Genomic DNA, 2,308 nt, shown 5'->3' on the forward strand with positions numbered 1-2,308 from the left:
CGCCCGGCGGCACCTCGGTCACCGGCGCGGCCGGCGGCGGTGTGCGGAGCTCGCGGCCCGCCCGGATGAGCAGGAACAGGCCCACGCCCACCGGCGAGAGCAGGACGGACAGCAGCAGCACCGGCCCCATCACCACCGGGTGCACTCCGCGGGCGCGGCCCTCGCGGTACATCCACATGCCCAGGAACAGGTCCCAGGCGATCACCTGCGCCCAGAGGGCCGCTGCTCCGGCCGGATGGGCGATCAGCGCCTGGAAGACGTCGAGGTCCGGGCGGCTCACCGCAGCCCACAACTGGGGCATCACCTGCACGGCGAGCAGCAGGTAGACGGCGAGCAGCGGGACCAGCGGCCACACGGACGCGGCGACCCGTTCCGTCAGGCGGTGTCCGGGCGCGAGGATCAGCAGCGTCCAGACGGGGGCGGCCAGCAGGAACGACAGTTGGAAGAGGAACGAGTGCATCACCGGGCTCCGGCCTTCTCGACGGGGGCGGTGGCGCCGGTCGGGCGTCGGCGCAGGGCGTGCACGGTGGCCACCGAGGTCGCGAGGAGCAGTGCGGCCCACCCGGCGAGGGTGGGGGTGTCGGGGGCGAGCAGGGGCTGGCCGCGCATGGCCTGCCAGGTGAGCAGGGCGATCAGCCCGGCCGCGGCGCCGGCAGCGGTGCGGACGAGGGCGTAGCGCACCTGCGGCTCGGCGAGTCGGGGTGCCCGCCGGGAGGCGAGGCCCAGGACCGGCACGAGCAGCGGCAGCGCCTGAAGCATGTGCATGCCCACGAAGTGCGGGACGCGCAGGTCACCGCCGGTGGTGGACCAGCCGGTCACCGGCAGTCCGGGTCCGCCGTCCGGTACGCCCACACTGTGCGCACCGGCGGCGTTCGGGACGAGGTCGCCCTGCCCCGGCAGCAGCATCAGCCCGCCCAGCGCCATGCCGATCACGGCGAGCACCAGACCGGACCGGATCGCCAGGGCGGCGGCCCGGTCGGTGAGCCGTTCCCGTACCAGCAGGACGGCGAACACCAGTACCGCGCACCAGAAGATCACGACGGTGAGCCCCATCGCCTGGAACAGCAGGTTGTCCAGTGTGGTCTCGACGTTGAAGTGGCTCCGCCGGCCGCGTGCGGCCTGTCCGACGATGATCGTGATCTCGCCGAAGGCGGTCACCGTCATGACCGTTCCGGCGTATCCGCCGATCCGGCGTCCCCGGCTGAGCAGGGAGTGCAGCCAGGCTGCGGAGAGCGCGTAGATCAGGAACGACACGGAGAACTTGAACGGCTTGAGCCACAGCGGCGCGCCGACGAGGGTGCGGTCGTCGAGGAGCAGCCCCAGGGCGCAGATCACCGAGGTGACGGCCATCGCACCGGCCAGCAGCATGAGTGGCCGGTGCCAGTGGCGCCAGGCGTCGGACAGCAGCACGGATTCCCCCTATGGATAGTGCAAGTATCTGTAGTGGATAGAGCCACTATCCACGAGGGGAGTGTGACGCACAAGGAGTCCGGTGGTCCTGTGTGCGGTAGTCGCGGTGCCGGGGGCCGCGACGCGGCGGAGTCGGGCGGGCAAGGACGGTGAGGCCGAGGCGCGGGCGGGCAAGGGTGCGGGAAGGGCGGGGGCTTCGCGCCGGCGTGCCCGGGCAGGGCAGGATCGGGGTATGCGCATCGGTGAACTGAGCAGCCGGACCGGCGTGTCCGTGCCCACGATCAAGTACTACCTCCGCGAAGGCCTCCTGCCGCCGGGGGAGTTGAGCCTGCCCAACCAGGCCGACTACACGGCGGAGCACGAGCGCAGGCTGCGGCTGATCCGCGCCCTCATCGAGGTCGGCAAGGTCTCGGTCGGTACGGTCCGGGACGTGGTCCAGGCGGTGGCCGATCCCGAGCGGCCGGTGCACAAGGCGCTGGGGGTGGTGCAGACGAGCATCAGCCGCACCCTTGCGGCGAAGGGCGGCGGTGCGACGGACGGCGCGGAGGCGATCGACCCCGACCGCCGTGCGGCGGTCGAACTGGTGACGGAACTCGTGCGGCGGCGCGGCTGGCCCGTCACGCAGTCGGATCCGTCCGTGCTGGCACTCGTCGAGGCGCTGGCCTCGATGCGCAGGCTGGGATACACGGCCTTCGAGCAGCGGCTCGACGTCTACGCCTCGGCGACCGAGTCGATCGCGGAGGCCGACGTGGCCGGTGTCGGCGGAATGTCCTCCACCACGGACATCGCCGAAGCCGCGGTCATCGGCACACTGCTGGGCGACAGCGCGCTGGCCGCGCTCCGGCGGCTGGCCCAGCAGGACGCGTCCGCCCGGTGGTTCGGCGCCGGCGGCCCGGGC

Annotated in this window: 3 protein-coding genes; 1 reads left to right on the forward strand and 2 read right to left on the reverse strand. The window is 72.7% G+C overall.

Annotation, left to right across the window (positions count from 1 at the left end):
* Both ACYVE9_RS23480 and ACYVE9_RS23485 read right to left on the reverse strand, forming a co-directional pair.
* A partial coding sequence (locus tag ACYVE9_RS23480) for an ABA4-like family protein (RefSeq protein WP_461029889.1) occupies positions 1 to 460 on the reverse strand: 460 nt, incomplete at its 3' end.
* Positions 460 to 1,410 carry a hypothetical protein gene (locus tag ACYVE9_RS23485; protein WP_461029890.1) on the reverse strand — a complete coding sequence of 317 codons (951 nt, stop codon included), beginning with the start codon at positions 1,408 to 1,410 and terminating at the stop codon, positions 460 to 462. The genes ACYVE9_RS23485 and ACYVE9_RS23480, both read right to left, overlap by 1 nt.
* Before the next feature lie 232 nt (positions 1,411 to 1,642).
* Here ACYVE9_RS23485 and ACYVE9_RS23490 point away from each other — a divergent pair.
* Positions 1,643 to 2,308 (forward strand): MerR family transcriptional regulator (locus ACYVE9_RS23490; RefSeq protein WP_461029891.1); only part of this gene is annotated, 666 nt, incomplete at its 3' end.

Source organism: Streptomyces sparsus, assembly GCF_054776295.1.